The organism is Pseudoalteromonas holothuriae (genome assembly GCF_945859825.1).
Lineage (GTDB): Bacteria > Pseudomonadota > Gammaproteobacteria > Enterobacterales > Alteromonadaceae > Pseudoalteromonas > Pseudoalteromonas holothuriae.
Genome location: NZ_CAMAPC010000011.1, coordinates 106,474 through 124,199, shown reverse-complemented (window position 1 = coordinate 124,199; position 17,726 = coordinate 106,474). Strand labels below are relative to the sequence as shown.

General features: G+C 39.0%; 15 protein-coding genes. 7 read left to right on the top strand and 8 right to left on the bottom strand.

Translation table 11 applies throughout. The features are described 5' to 3' along the window. Nucleotides 1-2: 2 nt before the first annotated feature. From OCI93_RS14075 to dnaK, 5 genes are all read right to left on the bottom strand, one after another. Nucleotides 3-893: a lipase chaperone family protein gene (locus OCI93_RS14075; protein WP_261626653.1), complete on the bottom strand. Its 891-nt coding sequence runs from the start codon at nt 891-893 to the stop codon at nt 3-5. Further along, entirely contained in the window at nt 890-1,807 is a 918-nt protein-coding gene (locus OCI93_RS14070) for an esterase/lipase family protein (RefSeq protein WP_261591479.1), read from the bottom strand. Before OCI93_RS14070 ends, OCI93_RS14075 begins: the two co-directional genes overlap by 4 nt. Nucleotides 1,808-2,305: 498 nt before the next feature. Beyond that, a complete protein-coding gene (gene ybaK, locus OCI93_RS14065) occupies nt 2,306-2,764 on the bottom strand; it encodes a Cys-tRNA(Pro) deacylase (protein WP_261626652.1) in 459 nt (152 codons plus the stop codon). 340 nt (nt 2,765-3,104) lie between these two features. Then, entirely contained in the window at nt 3,105-4,241 is a 1,137-nt protein-coding gene (dnaJ, locus tag OCI93_RS14060) for a molecular chaperone DnaJ (protein ID WP_261591477.1), read from the bottom strand. 127 nt (nt 4,242-4,368) lie between these two features. Then, the gene (dnaK, locus tag OCI93_RS14055; RefSeq protein WP_261591476.1) at nt 4,369-6,291 is read right to left on the bottom strand and encodes a molecular chaperone DnaK; all 1,923 of its coding nucleotides are present in this window, start codon (nt 6,289-6,291) and stop codon (nt 4,369-4,371) included. 241 nt (nt 6,292-6,532) lie between these two features. Here dnaK and OCI93_RS14050 point away from each other — a divergent pair, with 241 nt between their 5' ends. Further along, nucleotides 6,533-7,324, top strand: a complete 792-nt coding sequence (locus OCI93_RS14050) for an acyl-CoA thioesterase (protein WP_261591474.1) — start codon at nt 6,533-6,535, stop codon at nt 7,322-7,324. A 26-nt stretch (nt 7,325-7,350) separates the two neighbouring features. On the opposite strand, the gene OCI93_RS14045 is transcribed toward OCI93_RS14050, so the two are convergent. Beyond that, complete coding sequence (locus OCI93_RS14045) at nt 7,351-8,121, bottom strand: substrate-binding periplasmic protein (RefSeq protein WP_261591473.1); 771 nt, start codon at nt 8,119-8,121, stop codon at nt 7,351-7,353. 209 nt (nt 8,122-8,330) lie between these two features. On the opposite strand from OCI93_RS14045, the gene OCI93_RS14040 reads away from it, so the two are divergent. From OCI93_RS14040 to OCI93_RS14030, 3 genes are read left to right on the top strand one after another with little or no spacing between them, the layout of a single operon-like run. Next, nucleotides 8,331-9,539, top strand: a complete 1,209-nt coding sequence (locus OCI93_RS14040; RefSeq protein WP_261591472.1) for a PqiA/YebS family transporter subunit — start codon at nt 8,331-8,333, stop codon at nt 9,537-9,539. Continuing rightward, on the top strand, nt 9,532-11,187 hold the full coding sequence (pqiB, locus tag OCI93_RS14035; RefSeq protein WP_261626651.1) for an intermembrane transport protein PqiB: 1,656 nt from the start codon (nt 9,532-9,534) through the stop codon (nt 11,185-11,187). The genes OCI93_RS14040 and pqiB overlap by 8 nt, the downstream gene beginning before the upstream one ends. Further along, complete coding sequence (locus OCI93_RS14030; protein WP_261591470.1) at nt 11,188-11,802, top strand: PqiC family protein; 615 nt, start codon at nt 11,188-11,190, stop codon at nt 11,800-11,802. Here the strand turns inward: OCI93_RS14030 and OCI93_RS14025 are convergent. Next, on the bottom strand, nt 11,777-12,283 hold the full coding sequence (locus tag OCI93_RS14025) for a GNAT family N-acetyltransferase (RefSeq protein ID WP_261591469.1): 507 nt from the start codon (nt 12,281-12,283) through the stop codon (nt 11,777-11,779). The genes OCI93_RS14030 and OCI93_RS14025 overlap by 26 nt on opposite strands. Nucleotides 12,284-12,340: 57 nt before the next feature. Next, nucleotides 12,341-15,229, bottom strand: coding sequence for an insulinase family protein (locus tag OCI93_RS14020; protein ID WP_261626650.1), 2,889 nt, complete (start codon nt 15,227-15,229; stop codon nt 12,341-12,343). Nucleotides 15,230-15,342: 113 nt separating this feature from the next. Between OCI93_RS14020 and OCI93_RS14015 the strand changes: the two genes are divergently transcribed. The 3 genes from OCI93_RS14015 to ushA all read left to right on the top strand — a co-directional run bounded on the left by OCI93_RS14015 (nt 15,343) and on the right by ushA (nt 17,707). Next, nucleotides 15,343-15,768: an MAPEG family protein gene (locus OCI93_RS14015; protein ID WP_261591467.1), complete on the top strand. Its 426-nt coding sequence runs from the start codon at nt 15,343-15,345 to the stop codon at nt 15,766-15,768. Nucleotides 15,769-15,868: 100 nt separating this feature from the next. Then, nucleotides 15,869-16,054, top strand: coding sequence for a hypothetical protein (locus tag OCI93_RS14010; protein ID WP_261591466.1), 186 nt, complete (start codon nt 15,869-15,871; stop codon nt 16,052-16,054). 72 nt (nt 16,055-16,126) lie between these two features. Then, the gene (gene ushA, locus OCI93_RS14005; RefSeq protein ID WP_261626649.1) at nt 16,127-17,707 is read left to right on the top strand and encodes a bifunctional UDP-sugar hydrolase/5'-nucleotidase UshA; all 1,581 of its coding nucleotides are present in this window, start codon (nt 16,127-16,129) and stop codon (nt 17,705-17,707) included. Nucleotides 17,708-17,726: the final 19 nt, after the last annotated feature.

Sequence of the window (17,726 nt, the reverse complement as noted above, 5' to 3'; positions counted from 1 at the left end):
AATTAATGACTATTTTCAAGTTCGGTTAGTGCAATCGACAAACGTTTTTGCTCATTGACGTCAAAAAGACTCTGCTTTAATTTCTCAATAGCACTGACTTTGTGTGCTGATGTAAGCGCTTTAGCTGCTATTTTAGCTCGTAATTTTTTAAATTTGGTTAGTTTACTTTGCCATTGCCTTGTTTTCTTTTGTAATTCAATAATCCTTTGCGCAGCTGCTTCGCCATACTGTGAACTGAGTTGATTAAAATCTTGTTGTTGCCAATTCTCAGCAAGTTGATGCAATCGTGAGCTTGACTGGATGAGCTGCCTTTCTTGCTCAGGTAATTGACTAATATGTTGTTCAATAAGCTGTTGTTGCTGCTGCTCACTTAAACGTCTATCCGCTAAAATACGCCAGCGCTGTAATGCTTGTTCGTTCCATTGATTTTCTTCTTCAAACCAAAGAGCAATCGTTTGTGGCGAAAAGTATTCTAGCTGTAATGCTTTTAATAGCGTATTTCGTTCAAATATATTTAGGTTATCATCTACTTCTTGCAGTGCGCGTTTATAGTCCATATAACTTTGAACATAATGATGTAAACAGGTATCAAGTTGTGCTAAATACTCATGCCAATGGCTTTGCTTATCTTGGTTTTGTAAAGCCAATAACCAATCATCTATAACAAGTTTATCATCTAAAACAACTGGGCTACAACGCTCAATTGTGAGCCAAGGTTTAACTTTAATTTCGCTAATTTTTGGGGTCTCATGTTCGTACAGTACATTTGAATAAGGTTCAGCATTACTTTGTGCTAGCGCCTGTTCCTGTTTGTTTTTACCTTGATAATATTGTCCGTAAAAAACAAATATACATAAGCTCAATATTACAAACGCAAGGCCCCAGTTTTTCATAAATTCAAACCTTTTAATCTACGAATATGTTGACGGTACAAAGTCAGTGGGTCGGTTTCAAACAAGTGATGGATGCCAATCGTTTGGTTCACTTGATCTAAATGGTTCATTTTAAAGTTATTCCCTATAACCTGTCCTAAGTTGCTTGAACACGCTGATACTAAGCCATCATTTGCCTCATTAAAAACCTGAGAGAAAAGTAATAAGGCACTGTCCGCTGGATCAAACATATTAGTCCATGCTTTACTACCACTCCATGAAAAGTAGTAAACACCGTTATCCGCCAAGGCATTGGTTTGACCACAGTAAGTGGCGGGTATCCCTTCTGGATATTTTTGATTAAACGCCAACGACCCCTCAGTTGTAAGAGCCGCAAGTGCTTCAAGCGCATCTTTTGGTGCCGTTGCTTTACCTGAAAGTAAGTCAATTAAACCCGCTAGACCATTAGCTAATGACGCCAAAAAAGCCTCAGAGAAAGACCCACTATCAACCCCACCTCTGACCACATCAGCAAAGCGACTACCCCAATTCACACCACCCACACTGGTTGCTGAAGCTACCCACTGTGGCTTAATTGATGCAACATACCTTATAGTTTGTGCGCCTTGGCTGTGACCAATCAAGTTGACTTTGTCTTTGCCCGTTATTGCGCGTATGAGTGCAACCTGCTCAAGTAGCTGCTCCCCACGTAATTCAGAATTATGTGCCGATGATACTTCTGCGACATATACAGCTGCACCTTCGTCTTGTATGACTGATGGCACACGATAGAAATAATCGACCCCCAATAGATTATCAAAACCAAATAGGCCATGCACCAAAACCACGGGGTACTCAAGACGCTCATTGCTGTATGCTGCCTGTGAAAATAGCGTAAATAAGCCAACCAAGGCCGCCAAAACATGTTGTTTCATATATATACTCCAATTATTACAAATTAGTAACAATTAAAGCTAGAACACATTGGTCAGAGGTCAAGCCAGTTAGCATAAAAAACATACTTTTTATGAATAATTTATCAATGACTATGTTATAACTTACCGCAGAGTTTACCTAAAAGTAGCAACATGGCTTGACGCGTAATTAGTCAGCACTGGTATGTTTCACTTTGAAATAAAGTCTATAATAAACATGCTATTGACTTATTACCTTCAGCGAAAAAATTAAATTAGGGGCTAAATACACGACCCCTGTTTGATTGTGCTAAAAAGTGGTTCAGAAACTGCCTCAAATTTTATGCTGTTAGAACCTAAGAATTAATCCAAAAATATGAATTTTAAAATATTGCAATGCAAATATCAGTGCTATATGTTTTATATTCAATGTGAGTATAAAAGGAAATTAAAAATGAAAAAACCTAACAAATAAATCACCATTACCATTACCATCGGCTCAAACCACATCTATGGCGCTCAAAAATCCCCCAACGTTGCATTGCATAGCTTGTTGATCACACTAGGTGCTACGGCTACCTCAAGCCCACGCTTACCTGCACTCACATAAATTGTCTCAAACCGTTTAGCATCACAGTGCAATAAGGTATTTAAACACTTTTTTTGCGCAAAAGGGCTGATGCCACCAATCAAATACCCGGTCGTATTTTGTGCTTTTTTTGTATCTGCCAACATCGCTTTTTTACCTTTGCAAGCTTTAGCAAACGCTTTTAAATCAACTTGCCGTGTAGCGGGCAGCACTGCAACGTGTAATACCCCATCAACATCTACTAATAACGTTTTAAAAACCTGCTCAGCTTGTAAATTCAACTTTTCTGCCGCTTCGTTAGCAAAGCTTTGATCAAGAGGGTCATGCTCAAACTTCAAAATTTCATATTTGATTTTATATTTTTCAAGCATTTTTATTGCTGGCGTCATACTTTGCCCTTACTTATAAAGTTAGATAAGCATAAAAATTTTATATATTAAAACAGTGTAATATTGCATGAAAACAAAAAGGCATCCATCATAATAAACATGCGTGGCTTTTTATTATGGTAGTAATAATGACGCTAGCGCGCTCAATTTCATGAAAATGATATAAAATCTACAGTGGCAACCTACGTGTGATTCTAAGTATGGGCTATCAGGTTATAAACACGGCTTTATGTAATGAGTCAAAATAATCAAATAGCTCTATCACGACTAAACGAACGTATTATAAACAAAAACGGCGCAATTTAAATGCGCCGCTTTTTATACGATGAGTGTTTTATCGTTATTTGGTTAAGTCGTCAAAGAACTTTTTAACACCATCAAAAAAGCCTTGTGCTTTAGGGCGGTTATTACTATTTTCACCTCCCATGCTCTCTTCAAACTCTTTTAGTAACTCTTTTTGACGGTCGTTTAAGTTAACCGGTGTTTCAATTACTACCTTACAGATCAAGTCTCCCACAGCGCCACTGCGTACTGACTTAACGCCTTTACCACGCATACGGAACATTTTACCTGTTTGACTTTCTGCTGGGATCTTAAGGTTTGCTCGACCATCTAAAGTAGGTACTTCAATTTCACCACCTAGTGCCGCAGTGCTAAAACTAATAGGCACTTCGCAGTACAAATTATTACCATCACGCACAAAGATTGGGTGTTCACGCACAGAAACCTGTACATACAGATCACCGGCAGGTGCACCATGCATACCCGCTTCACCTTCACCTGATAAGCGAATTCGATCGCCTGTATCAACGCCAGCTGGAATTTTAACAGACAATGTTTTGGTTTTTTCTACACGGCCTTGACCATGACACTTATTACATGGGTCTGAGATGATTGAGCCCGTTCCCTGACACGTTGGACAAGTTTGCTGCACAGCAAAGAAGCCTTGACGCATTTGCACTTGGCCCGCACCATGACATGTTGTACATGTTTTTGGCTTAGAGCCGGCTTTTGCACCACTGCCATCGCATGGGCTACAACTAACCCACGTAGGCACTTTAATTTCAGCATTCTTACCGCGTACCGCTTCTTCAAGCGACAAGTCCATATTGTAACGAAGATCTGCACCGCGCTGCTGACGAGACTGGCGACGGCCACCCCCGCCACCAAAAATATCACCGAATACGTCACCAAAAATGTCGCCAAAGTCACCTTGACCGCCACCGAAGCCGCCTTGGCCACCGCCATTTTGATCAAAGGCTGCATGCCCGTATTGGTCATACATCTGACGCTTTTGGCTATCAGTTAGTACTTCGTAAGCTTCTTTTACTTCTTTAAACTTTGTTTCTAATTCGGCATCACCGGCTGTACGGTCTGGGTGGTACTTCATCGCCAAGCGTTTGTACGCTTTTTTTATGTCACGTTCGCCGGCATCTTTGCTAACACCTAGTACTTCGTAATAATCACGTTTTGACATAGTTATCACATTACTCTAGTTATATGGTGAGCTTACACTCACCAAGGCGGCTAAAAAACAGCCTAAATTTACATACACTAAGGGCGCGTCAAGCGAAAATCGCCAGCGCGCCCTTACATGTCAACAATTACTTGTCGTCTTTAACTTCTTCAAACTCAGCATCAACAACATCATCGTCTTGCTTAGCTGAACTTTGTTGTGCACCGCCTTCTGGAGCTGCTTGGCCTGGTTGAGCCTTAGCCTGAGCAATTTCCATTAGCTTTTGTGACTTTTCAGCAAGTGCCTGCACTTTAGCATCTATCTCTTCTTTACTTTCGCCTTTGATAGCAGTTTCAAGTTCAGTTAATGCAGCTTCAATTGCTTCTTTATCTTCACTTGGTAATTCGTCACCAGCTTCTTCAACTTGCTTACGCGTACCGTGAACCATAGCATCAGCTTGGTTACGTGAAGAAACTAATTCTTCAAACTTTTTATCGTCTTCAGCATTTGCTTCAGCATCACGTACCATTTTCTCTACTTCATCATCACTGAGACCTGAAGAAGCTTGGATCGTGATTTTCTGCTCTTTACCTGTATCTTTATCTTTTGCAGATACATGTAAGATACCATCAGCATCTACATCAAAAGTTACTTCAATTTGTGGTGCACCACGTTGTGCAGGGCGAATACCTTCAAGGTTAAATTGACCAAGAGACTTGTTATCGCTTGAGCGCTTACGCTCACCCTGTAGTACGTGAATTGTTACTGCAGCCTGATTATCTTCAGCGGTTGAGAAAGTTTGCGATTTCTTAGTAGGAATCGTAGTGTTTTTCTCAATCAATGCAGTCATCACTTGACCCATTGTCTCAATACCTAATGACAGTGGACATACGTCTAGTAACAATACGTCTTTCACATCACCTGCAAGTACGCCACCTTGAACTGCAGCACCAACAGCCACTGCTTCATCAGGGTTAACATCTTTACGAGGTTCTTTACCAAAGAACTCTGCAACCGTTTTTTGTACTAGTGGCATACGTGTTTGGCCACCCACTAGAATGATGTCATTAACATCGCCTACAGATAAATCTGCATCAGCCAGTGCACGTTTTAGTGGCTCAATTGATTGAGTTACTAAATCTTCAACTAATGATTCAAGCTTAGCACGAGTCAATTTAACGTTCATGTGCTTAGGACCAGAAGCATCCGCTGTTACATAAGGTAAGTTAACCTCAGTGTGCTGTGCAGAAGATAGTTCAATCTTCGCTTTTTCAGCGGCTTCTTTAACACGCTGCATTGCTAGCGGGTCAGTCTTAAGGTCAATACCTTGATCTTTTTTGAATTCTGCAACAAGGTAATTAATAACTCGGTTATCAAAGTCTTCACCACCTAAGTGTGTATCACCATTCGTTGCTAATACTTCAAATGTGTGCTCGCCTTCAACTTCATCAATTTCGATGATAGAGATATCGAATGTACCACCACCTAAATCGTATACCGCTACAACGTTATCACCTTGTTTTTTATCCATACCGTAAGCAAGTGCTGCAGCAGTAGGCTCATTGATGATACGTTTAACTTCTAAACCAGCGATGCGGCCAGCATCTTTTGTTGCTTGACGCTGTGAATCGTTAAAATATGCAGGTACTGTAATTACAGCTTCAGTCACTTCTTCACCTAAGAAGTCTTCCGCTGTTTTTTTCATCTTTTTCAGTACTTCTGCTGAGATTTGTGGTGCTGCACGTTTTTCGCCACGCACCTCAACCCACGCATCACCGTTATCAGCTTTAGCAATTTTAAAAGGCATAATACCGATATCACGTTGTACTTCTTCGTCTTCAAAGCGACGACCTATCAAACGCTTAATTGCATATACCGTATTTTGTGGATTAGTTACCGCTTGGCGCTTAGCTGGTTGACCAACAAGTGTTTCACCTTCAGCTGTAAATGCAATAATTGAAGGGGTTGTACGATCACCCTCTGCATTTTCGATAACTCGTGCTTTATCACCATCAAGTACTGCTACACAAGAGTTAGTAGTACCTAAATCGATTCCAATAATTTTACCCATGAATCTTCTCCGACTTCAAAATTCGTTGTTCTGTTAGATGCATTGTAAATAGGGGCAACAAAATTGAATTCAAGCTTAAAAGTAAAAAAAATTTGTTTTTTTTACTTTTAAGCTTATTTGAGCGCTTTTTTGACCTATAAGTCAGTATTTAGGCTAAGTATATCATTCACAGTACTGGTCTGACCTTATGGGCTATGCTATAACCTACTTCAATATGTACAGTAAATTTTAAGAGATTCTCATGCATTTTGAACAATTATTAATGCAAGCCGAAAAGCTTGGCAAAGGCGTCATGCAGTTCCCTGCCAGTTGGTGTCAAGGCCGAACCGCGTTCGGCGGCCTATCTGCTGCACTTATTTATCAGGCAATTAGGCCGCATATTAGCAACGAGCGCCGATTGCTTTCTTTAAGCACTAACTTTGTTGGCCCACTTTTATCTGAGTGCGATTTTTGCATTGAAGTGGAAATATTACGTGAAGGTAAAAATAGCAGCCAAGTAATGGCAAAAGTGATACAAAATCAGCAGATATGCGTGATAGCACAAGCGTGCTTTGGTGCCAATCGCAATTCAAACATACGCGTTGATGTTTCTAAGGAAATGACACTCGCTCCCGTTAATCAAAAACATATATTACCTTATCAAAAAGGGGTTATGCCCGAGTTTTTCCAACATGTCGATTTATGTCCACAACAAGGTAATATGCCGTTTACTGGTGCTGACTCTTCACATTTAGGCGGCTGGATGAGATTCAAGGAATCTCAACAGCAAATGCACGAAGCACATATTATCGCGCTGACCGATGCTTGGCCGCCAACTTTACTACAAATGTATCAACAACCAGCACCTGCGAGCAGCATGTCATGGTATTTAGAATTTGTTCAAGCACCAAATCTTGCAGCTGACCAATGGCTTGGTTTTGAAGCCATTACTCATCACTGTAAAGATGGCTACGGTTTAGAGGACGGCACTATTTGGAGTAGTAATGGCCAGCTGCTTGCCTTAACACGCCAAACTGTCGCGCTGTTTGATTAACTTGAGTTAACTATATTGCCAGTTATTTAAAACTTATGTATATCTAAATTGCTGTAATCCGTACCATTATAAATCATGATGGTACGGTACTTGCCACTTTTTACTAGACTTGCAAGCCCTTTATTGAACAAGTTTTTTAGCTTCTCATTGTTAAAAAAAGCAGGCCTTGGCGCTTGCGAAAATATAGGGTGTATTTGGTAAGGAAAAACAGGGTTGCTCTTCTCATACTGATTTAAATAATAAAGAAAGATTCGTCTTTCTAAGATAATGACATCAACCCAATTTTTCATCAAATGCTGTACTTGAGCTTCTTGATTTACAACCTCATTGTATGAGCTAAATGCCTGTTTAGCCTCTTCAAAAGGGGCATCTAAGAACCCAGCAGCATTTTGAAATGCTAAAACATTTTTACCGCTTAAACCTTTTATGGTTTCTATTATATAATTTTTAGACGCTAAAGAAATGGCGACGTTTTGGTAGCTAATCAAACTGTCACTTTGATAAATATGCTCCGGTGAGCTACTTGGTAAATTAAGTGCAACATCAACATTGCCATTTTTTAATTCAAGCTCAGCTCTTTTATTTGACATGTAACGAACCACAATATTGCTAATGCCCTGTTGCTTAAATGCTTGTTTTAGAATTTCCATTTGTATACCCGTATTATCAGCAGGAATAACATATGGGGGCAAATATGCACTGGCAGCAACCACCACTTGATCTTGTGACCAAGATTTAGCACCACTCAAACTTGTAAAACATAAGCAACTTATAAATAAAAGTATGTTGCGATTCATTCAGTCCTTCCAAAGTAGATTTTAAACCAGTCACTATAACACGCTTAAATTAAGCACAGCTTAATGAAGTGTATTGCCTATATCTGCCCTATTGCAGCTGTGCATAGCGTATGGTTTTAAACATTTTTCGTAAATTGACATTTGCACTGGCCTAATAATTACAGCACACTAACGTAACACCACAACTTTATGTTTTATGTGATTACCAAGTGATACTGGCATGTAAACAATGCGACAAACTAATCAATGTCGGTCATATTGGCCAACAACAGCGGGCGATATGCCCTTATTGCCGTGCCCAATTATTAAGTTGTAGGAACAACCAACAACAATGGATCAGTGCCTTTAGCATTTCATCATTGCTGTTTTTATTCTCTAGTCTATACCCCTCGTTTATATCATTTAGTCAACACGGATTAAAACAAGAAATCAGCCTGTGGGATGCCTTTCTTTTATTGGGAAGCAATTATAACTCCGTCTTAGCCAGCGTATTCATATTCACAATCTTAATTATGCCACTATTGGTATGTACGATGGTGTTAATCACTCAAAGTGGTATTTGGACTAAGTTAAATCCACATAATGCACGCAAAATCTCGAAGCTACTAAGCTACATTACACCACTCAATTTAGCCGATATTTTTCTTGTTGCTGTTTTAGTCAGTGCTTTTAAATTGATGGCTTATGCTGAATTAACACTCGGCCTTGGGTTTTGGTCCTACGTGTTATTTGTGTTTTGCTTTATTGAATTACTAACATTGATAGATGAAAACGAACTTTGGCAACGCCAACAAGCGCAATTTGAGCCTAAACCACTGATGTGCGGACACAGTGCCAAATCGCAATCACTTAAGCAATGCCATGTGTGTAGGCAGCTCACCTCAGAGCAACATTGCCCTCGTTGCTATGCGAAAACGTACTTTCGCAACCCACAAGCCAACGCCCGTGCTATGGCATGGATGATGACCGCATTAGTGCTAATGGTGCCCGCAAACTTTTTACCTATTATGAATACTATTAACCTCGGTCAAAATACCTTTGCAACTATATTTTCTGGCATCGTTATTTTATGGCAAGATGAGTCATACCCTATCGCAATCATCATTTTTGCTGCCAGCATCTGTATACCGGTATTAAAAGCACTGGCACTTTTTTATTTGATCAAAGAAACCAAGAAGTGTACTAACCCTAAACGCGCTAGTATTTTATATCGCTGGCTGGAGTTTATGGGTAAATGGTCAATGATTGATGTATTTGTCGTGATCATACTCGTTTCACTGGTCCAACTTGGTGGCATATTATCTGTTGAGCCACATATTGGCATCGCGTTTTTCGCTATAATGGTACTGTGTCAATTGATGGCCGTACATAGTTTTGATCCAAGAATCTTATGGGATAAATTTAATAACCATGAATGAATATGCTCACATAGAAAATAAGCCTAAGTTTTCTCTCATCTGGTTTATACCCATTATTGCCTTGTGCGTTACTCTTTGGATGTTATACCAACATCAAATCAACAAAGGCCATACTATATTTGTCAAAATGTCGAATGCTGATGGTATTGTTGCTGGCAAAACTCAAGTTATGGTTCGCAGTGTCAAAATCGGTTTAGTTCAGTCACTTCGGTTGCAAATTGACCAAAGTGCCGTTATCGCAAAAGTTCAAATTGACAATATATACGAGCCCCTATTAACTGAAGATGCCAAAATATGGGTCGTAAAACCTCGGATTGATGAATCAGGTATCTCTGGAATGAGTACCTTGTTATCAGGTGTTTACCTTGAACTAGAACCTGGAACAAGTCAGGTGCAGTCTTCGCTGTTCACGCTTCAAGACGAGCCCGCATTAATTGGTGCTGATATTGATGGTAAACGTTATAAGCTAAAAGCAAAAAATGCTGAGGTATTAGAGATTGGTACAGGCATATACTTTCGCAACTTTAAGGTAGGCCAAATAGAGTCTACCAATTTCAATATAAATAACCTAGCCATGGAATACGGAGTCTTTGTTTTCTCCCCTTATGATCAGCTTATAACCCAAAATATGATCTTTTGGGTTGCATCAGGTGTATCAGTTAACTTGTCTACACAAGGAATAGACGTCTCTACAGGTAGTTTGTCTAAGCTTATTAAAGGCGGAATATCTATCGATTACCCGCCAAATCAAGCGCCTTCTGATATTGCTATTGGCCAATCTAGTTTTACGCTGCATAAAAACTTTTCCACAGCTCTAGAACAACGCTTTGATGACTTTGATTTTTACCTTATTGAATTTGAGCAATCGATTCGAGGGCTAAGCCCTGGTGCTCCGGTCGAATATAGAGGTATGCGCATTGGCACTGTTGAGCAAGCACCGGCACAATTACAACGCGATGGCCAACCACTTTATTTTCAACAAGGCAGCACCTCTATTCCGGTATTGATCCGTATCGAATACGGCCGCCTTTTTGAGAAAAGTGACTTAGCCAAAGCCTATTGGCAAAAAAATATAGAACAATGGCTTAGAAATGGATTGAGAGCATCACTAAAAAGTGGCAATATGTTAACAGGTGCGGTGTATATAGAGTTAGATTTCTATCCTGATGCACCAAAAATAAACGCTATGATAACGTCGCTTTACCCAACACTACCCAGTGTACCTAGCGGTTTTACGGCACTCTCTGAGCAGGTTACTAAGTTGTTAAATAAGTTTAACGATCTACCTTTTGATAACACATTGACACAGCTTGATGGAACGTTAAAAGAATATAGGAAAACAGCAATGGAAATGAATCAATTAATTGGCTCTTTTAACCAAAATGGTACGGCAAATAAGGTCAACGAAAACCTAGACAATATAAGCACAACGCTTACACAATTAACATCTAGCTTAAAGCAATTTGAACAAACGCTAACGCATTACCAACAAGACTCAACTATGGTTGAGCAACTCACCGATACCCTTGAAGAATTGGAAAACTTATCTAATACTTTAAAACCCTTTGCTAAAGGCTTAAATGAACAACCTAATATGCTCATTTTTAACAAACCAACGATAAATGACCCTGAACCTAGGAAAAAATAAATGCGTTTAATTGGGATTGCTTTAGTCGTTATTTTGCTATGTGCTTGTAGTACACCTAACAAAAGTAAAAAGAATTACTACAGTTTTGAGTTTCAGCCCAATGAAATACAAAACGATTCATTCACTAGTAACAGCCGGGTTTTAAAGGTAAATCAGATAAAGGTTGTTGGAGTAAGCGACCAGCAGGGTATTGTACAGCTTTTGGGAAAAAACAAAGTATCCATTGCACAGAACCATTTTTGGGCTGAAAACCCAAGCTATATGCTCGGAAAAACCCTGCAGCAAGCTTTGCAAAATAAGTTAACTCATTGGCAAGTCACAAGTACCAAAGTACCATCTTCAAATAGCTCCGCTTTGTTACTAAGCGTAGAGGTAAGTGACTTTGCAGGACATGATGAAGCAGGGGCAGTGATAAGTGGCCGATGGTATATTTATGAGCAGACAAGTCAAGGAAACAAGTTACTAACTCATCATATGTTTACTCTCTCAACAGCACTTAGTAGTAATGGGTTTTCAGCGCTTGTTAACGCACTGCAAACATCTTGGCTAAATTTGGCAAACCAGATTGCCACAGAACTAACCCTATTAACTAAAAGTCCAGCCGATACAAATTAGACTCTTCCATCGACTTATCAAGCACAACTTTAGATTGAAACTCCAACCCAAGCCCAAGTAATAGTTTGATGCTCGGCTGGTTTTTAGCAGAAGTAATCGCCAAAATAGCATCTATGTTTAGATTATATTTCGCAAATTTAAGCAACGCCATGCATGCTTCTTTTGCGTAGCCGTAGCCTGTGTATTGGTCGATAAATGCGTAGCCAAGATCAGGTAAATCGAAAATAGGTCTTTGATAAAACCCTGCAACACCTATGGCTGTGCCTTCTTGTAAAGTAACAATATAGGGTGCCTTATCCCCTAACTCATAGGCATCTAAAAATGCACCCTGAATATAGTTTTGTGCATCTTTCAAAGTGTGAATTTGTTTATCAGCAATGTTATCTATAAAACTGCGCTGATTTAGTAAGGCTAAAATAAAGTCAACATCTTCCATCGTTGCTTTACGAACAACAAGCCTTTTTGTGTGTAATATACTCATGCTTTGGGCCTTTTTAAAAACCAGCATGTGCTCACTAAGCGCATGCTGGTTTGTTGCTTAATGTTGATAAGCAATACGTCGATAAAAATCTTCGATAGATGACAATTTAGTTTGATTTGGTAACTGCGCAAAAGGTTTATTTTTAAACTTGTGTCCACGCATTTGAACATTCAGCCGAGATGCGTTGTCATTTAGCATAGTTTGTTGATAAAAAGCTTTCACATCCGCTATAGTCACTTCTTCAAGCGCTGCAACAAGTTTATCCTTAGAGTCATAATCAAAGTTTTCTTTGTACCAGTCATTTATCAGTGGCGATATTTCGTCACTTAAGTTTTTAGGGGTTTCTTTCAATGACACTATGCTGGCATTTTTTAACTGTAAAAATATTTCATTATCAAGAGCCGCAAGTACTTTGCCATATTCCTTTTTATAGCTATCAAAACGCTGTTGCATACTCTGAACATCTTCAACGGGTGTCTGTATATAAATTGCTAACGCAGAATATTCGTCTATGCTCGCTGACGTAGCTCCTACCATATATGCCAACTGCTCTTGTGTACGTAAAGTATCAAAAATATGATTGCGTAAATGCCTTACCAATACCCTTGCAGCAGCTTTTTGTATGAACCCAGGTTTAGGGTGGACCAAAACATCTATCAATGCCACATCTGCCATATCAATATCTTCTTGCCACACAAACGTTTCGCCTTCTTTAGGCTGCCAATACTTAACTTTAGTGTACTCGGTAACACGCAACCTATTAGGTAGAGCTTGCTTAATAACTTTTGCAACGGCTTCTAAATCACTTTGACTATAATTGCCAAAACCAAACACTCTAACTTGATTTTGCTTTAATAACTGGTTTTGGATAATGTTAAATTCATTCAACGACAAGTTTTGTGCGGTTTTGAGCAACAGATTGGGATCATAACTCCCAGATTTAACTAGGCTGCTGTATTTTCCAAAGACTTGGTTCATTGGGCGCTGTTGCCCTTGGTTTATGATTGCACGACGATACCTGTCTAATGCCTGCTCGAACTCTTCTTGAGTCACTGACAATTTCAAATTTTGCATTGCTTGAGAAAGTAATTGTGGTTGTTTATCCGTAAACCCTGACACATTTAAAACCAGACCAATGTTTTGAGATAGTCTTAGTGACATACCCGCTACATTTGCTTCAGTTTGAAGTCTGCTTTGCGCAATAGCGAACAAATCCGACCAAACAGACAATGCAACATCCGCTTTGATATTTGTCATCGGCTCTGGTGAGTTAATGTATATATCTAAGTTGCCTTTTGGTTGGTGCATAAACCGCTCACTTGGCGCATGCCAAATAGTAAGGCCAGGCTCATCAAATACTTTTTGAACTCCCTTACTCGCTTGCTCTGGTGTCGTTTTTATTGCAAATTGCTCTGGTAGTAATTTATTTACACTCGGAAGTTCAAGTGCAAATTGACTGGGTATTTTCCAGCTTTCTATTTCCTGTTCGGTAATATCAGTTATCTTATATTGTCCATCATAAAAATGCAGAGCACTGTCTGTTGGTTCATCTTTACTGATATACCAGACACGCAAATGTTCGCTAGTCAGTTGCTCTAGAACACGTTCAATTGCCTCTTTATCAAATTTTGCATAATAGTAAGGCGCATTAATTGCGTGATTAATTGGGTAGTCTTGCATACTACCGGCTAAATTACTCACATATCTAAATTCATCACCTTTTTCTAAGAAAAGAAACTGATTATTAAGCGAAGTTCTGATTTCATCAAAATATTTACTATCTATTCCTTCACGTTTAATCAAATTAATATATTGCATTACTGTCGCAACCACTGTTTCGCGGTTTTTCATCCCTTTATCGGTCAGTTCAATATCTACTAGCAAAGTGCCGTAATTACCATAAACATCAACAGATGAATAAGCGGCAAGTTGAGATATTAAACCCTGCTTTTTTAATACTTGAGCGGGACTTCCCTGCATTTCATTACTAATCAAATAGGTGATAAAGTAATTTGGTTTAACTGCAAATTGGTCTTGGTTATTCTCTATCGTAAAGTCAATTTTTAACTGTTTTACATCTTCATTAGATTTATAGTGAACACGCTTTTTAGCTAATTTTGTAAAGTCTATTTTTGTATTAACTTCAGGCTTTGCAATGTTTTTATTTTTTATTGTTGAAAAATGTTTATTTGCCTTACTTGCCATTTCAGCCAAAGATTCATTTGAGATCATGGCTACTTTCATTATGTTAGCGCTGTAGTAGCGGTTATAAAAATCGACGGTTTCTTTGTGTAGGTTACTGTCTTTTTTGTCACTAAGCGTTTGCGTATTACCAATGATAAATCGGTTCGCTGGGTGCTCTCCTAGCATGTTTCGCGCTAGCTTATACTGCCCTGAATAGTCTGACTCTTTGCGCATAGACCATTCGGCATTAACCGCATTTCGTTCTTTATCTATGTACTCAGGATAAAGCTTAGGTGCCTTAAAGAAGTCCGAAAAACGCTCTAATGCCTCATCATAAGCATCATTATTAACTTTAAACATATAGTTCGTGATATCAAGCCAAGTATAAGCATTATGCGCGCCACCATTTTCACTCATAAAATCAGAGTAACCATTGGTTTGGGGGAAACGCTCAGTACCCAAAAATAACATGTGCTCCAAATAGTGCGCCATACCTTGTTGCATCATTGGATCTTGTAACATACCTACACCCACACTGAGCGCAGCGGCAGATTTTTCAATACTTGAGTCTGAAACCAAAATAACTTCAATACCGTTATCTAAAGTCATTGTCAGATAATCACGGTCATCATTTGGGCTAGTAATCAGCTTGTCACTGATCAGCGCGGTCTGTTTTACACTAACATTACTTTTATCATTTAAATTAGTGCATGCCGTACTTACCAAAAGAGTAAATACACCAACAGCTAGAAACTTTTTCATAACCATTCCATTTTATATTTGCCTTATAATACTCATAGTCTTTACTATGGTTACAATTTGCAACCACTAAACAGAATTGATTGTAACACTCTGTAAACCAAGGACTATGCATTATGCTCATCTCACCAGTATTTATTGTTATCATTTCGATGTTTGTACAAACCACTCTCACTTTTTGGATAATGATTATTATGGGTCGAAGACGCTTTGAAGCGGCGCGTGAGGGTAACCTCAAAAAAGAAGACTTCAAAACCATGCAACTAAACCACGCACCAGAGGCGGTATTGTTAGCCAGTCGAAACTTTGAGAACCAATTTGAAGTGCCAGTACTATTTTTTGTAGTGGCTCTATTAGCATTACATTTAAATAATGCTGGTTGGTTTTTTGCTATCAGTAGCTTGTTGTTTGTAGTTACCCGCATAGCTCATAGCATTGTACACATTACAAATAATCATATAAAAACACGCTTTAGACTGTTTTTAATTGGCTGCGGGCTTGTTTTTCTACAGTGGCTATCGCTGCTGGTAACATTAATATAACCAATTGGTATTAAAAACCTTAAATGCGTAACGTTTTGTTCTTTAATTAACTGTGTATTTTGTTAGCATGTAGCGCATACAAACATAGAGGATAATAATAATGAACAATGAAATGCCAATATGTGACTTTGGCCTTCATATAGGGGAGCCATATACAAGATTACCAGCTAGCTTTTTAAATTGGATGGTTGAAATAAATCACGATAAATCACAGCTAGCAAGGCAAGAATTGTTACGCCGTGAAGATGCCGTATTAGCCACTTTCAAAAACACTAAAAATTCATAATTTTATAGGTTTCTCTTTAGAGTTTTTAGTTTAAAATAGGCGCATAGTTAGTTTACCCTTATAAAGAGTTATATGCGCATTATTTTTACGATGTTTACTTGCATCTTACTATCTTCTTGTCAGCTTTCACCTTCAGGTAGCCCACAGTTTCTGACTGTTTTACACACCAACGATAACCATGGTCGCTTTTGGCATAACGAACAAGGCGAATATGGTATGGCTGCGCGTAAGACCTTATTAGATAAACTGCGTACTCAAGCAAAGCACAAAGGTCATGCCGTTTTGCTATTGTCTGGGGGTGATATCAACACAGGTATACCAGAATCAGATTTACAGTTAGCCGAACCCGATTTCAAAGCAATGAGCTTGCTAGGCTATGATGCTATGGCAATCGGTAACCATGAGTTTGACAATCCCCTTAACGTACTTGAGCAACAGCAAAAATGGGCTAATTTCCCGCTACTTTCTGCAAATATTTTACATGCCGCAGACAATAGCCACGCTTATCAGCCTTACACAATTGTTAATAAGCAAGGGTTATCAATAGCTATTGTTGGTTTAACCACCACAGATACCGCCAAAATAGCTAACCCGCAGTACTTAGGCGACCTTATTTTTGCCGAGCCAGCTGCTGCGCTTAGCTCAGTTGTTGATTCACTCAAAGCTAAACATCATGTTGATGTAGTAATAGCTGTTACACATATGGGTCACTTTCATGACGCGAGTTTTGGTATAAACGCCCCTGGTGACGTAACATTGGCACGAAATATAGCGCCTAATACCATTGATATGATAATTGGTGGCCATTCTCAAGAGCCTGTTTGTATCGATGCTCAAGGTAAGCCAGATAACCAGTTTGCGCCTGGCAAAGCCTGCGCACCTGATCAACAAAACGGTGTGTGGATAATGCAAGCACATGAATGGGGAAAGTATGTTGGCAAAGCTGAGTTTAAAATTGAAAACGGTGTCAAAACACTGCTCAGTTATGAGCTAATTCCTGTCAACTTAAAAAATGCCGATGGTGAATATATCAACGATTACATTCAGCCAGACCCTGAACTAAAAGCTTTTTTAAAACCATACCAAACATTTGGAGAGAAAAAGCTCAAAGGTAGTATTGGCTATGTTGATGGTTACCTAGATGGAAAACGTTCAACAGTACGTTTTAAACAAAGTAACTTGGCGACTTTAATTATCAAAGCGCAAATGAGCTCGGTCGATGCAGATTTTGGCATCATAAGCGGTGGTGGTATTCGCCACAGCATTGATACTGGTGAAGTGAGTTATAAAGACGTGTTAAAAGTACACCCATTTAAAAATCGTATTACTGTAATGCAATGGAGCGGCGCTGACTTATATGACTATTTAAATATTGTCGCCCGCTTCCCCCCAGATTCAGGCGCTTATTTACAATATCATAAACTCTCATTTGACATAATCGATGGAGAATTAAGTAATATTATGATAAATAATGAACCACTGAACTTAAATGCCCGCTATCGTATGAGTATCAATAGCTACAATGCAGCAGGTGGCGATGGCTATCCTAACCTATCATCTTTAGAGGGCTTTAAGCCAACCAGCATGACTGACGCTGACGTACTAAAAGCCTATTTACAAAAATACTCACCTATTAAAGTCAATTCACTTTAATTTAAGGGAGGCGTTTATA